This window comes from Virgisporangium aliadipatigenens, assembly GCF_016863615.1.
Lineage (GTDB): Bacteria > Actinomycetota > Actinomycetes > Mycobacteriales > Micromonosporaceae > Virgisporangium > Virgisporangium aliadipatigenens.
In genome coordinates this window covers 1-1,261 of record NZ_BOPF01000099.1, presented here as the reverse complement: position 1 = coordinate 1,261, position 1,261 = coordinate 1, and the positions used below count along the sequence as shown (strand labels likewise).

The window sequence follows — 1,261 nt, the reverse complement described above, 5'->3', positions numbered from 1 at the left end:
TCGATGCCCGACGGCATCATCTACAAGCCGTGCGGCAACCGCCGCGAACGCATCTGCCCGGCCTGCTCCACCCGCTACAAGCGCGACGCCTACCAACTCCTGCGCGCCGGCCTCGTCGGCGGCAAAGGCGTCCCCGACACCGTGGCGGCGCACCCGGCGGTGTTCCCGACGTTCACCGCCCCCTCGTTCGGACCGGTCCACACCCGCCACGTCGCCCGACACACCTGCGTGAAACGCTCCCGCTGCGACTGCCGCCCGGAACCGTGCCACGCCCGCCGCGACGCGGCCTGGTGCGAACACGGCCGCCGGCTCGTCTGCTTCGCCCGCCACGACGACAGCGACAAGGCCCTCGGCACGCCGCTGTGCCTGGACTGCTACGACCACCCCGCACAGGTCGTGTGGAACATCTCCTCCAGCGAACTGTGGCGCCGCACCACCATCGCGATCCGCCGCTACATGACCCGCCTCGCCAAAGAACGCGGCGTGCCGTTCCACCACGTCGTCACCGACACCGGCCGCACCAAGCAAGTGCCGCCGTTTCGGCTGTCCTTCGGCAAGGTCGGCGAGATGCAACGCCGCGCCGTCATCCACTTCCACGCCATCATCCGCCTCGACGGACTCACCGCCGCCGACGCCGCCCGCACCTTCGGCCCCGGCGAACGACCGCAGATCGTGCCCCCGCCCCCACAGCTCGACGCCGCCGACCTGGTCGCCGCGGTCGACCACGCCGCCGCCACGGTCGGGTTCACCACCCACCCGCACCCGACCAACCCGCACGGGTGGGCCATCGGCTGGGGCGAACAGGTGCTGACCCGCATCGTCACCGTCGCGGCCGACGGCGAGGTCACCGACGGAATGGTCGCCGCCTACCTCGCCAAGTACTCCACCAAGTCCACCGAGGTCACCGGCCACGTCTCCCGCCGGCTCACCGACGAATCCGTCGACCTGTACGCCGACCCCGACGGCACCCACACCGAACGCCTCATCGAAGCCTGCTGGATCCTCGGCCAACCCAAGGACTGGCGCCGGCTACGACGGTGGGCACACATGCTCGGCTTCGGCGGCCACTTCCTCACCAAAAGCCGCACCTACTCGGTCACCTTCACCCTGCTCCGACAGCAACGGGTCGCCTTCCGCCGCACCGAAACCGCCGGCCCACAACCGGCCGACGGCCAGGTCCCGCAGCAGCCCACCACGCTCGTCGTGAACTTCCTCCAATTCGTCGGCGCCGGCTGGCACACCACCGGCGACGCCCTCCTGG

1 protein-coding gene is annotated in these 1,261 nt (G+C 70.9%); it reads left to right on the top strand.

Annotation, left to right across the window (positions count from 1 at the left end; all coding sequences use genetic code 11):
• On the top strand, nucleotides 1–1,261 hold a 1,261-nt coding region (locus Val02_RS46930; protein WP_203905884.1), incomplete at both ends, for a replication initiator.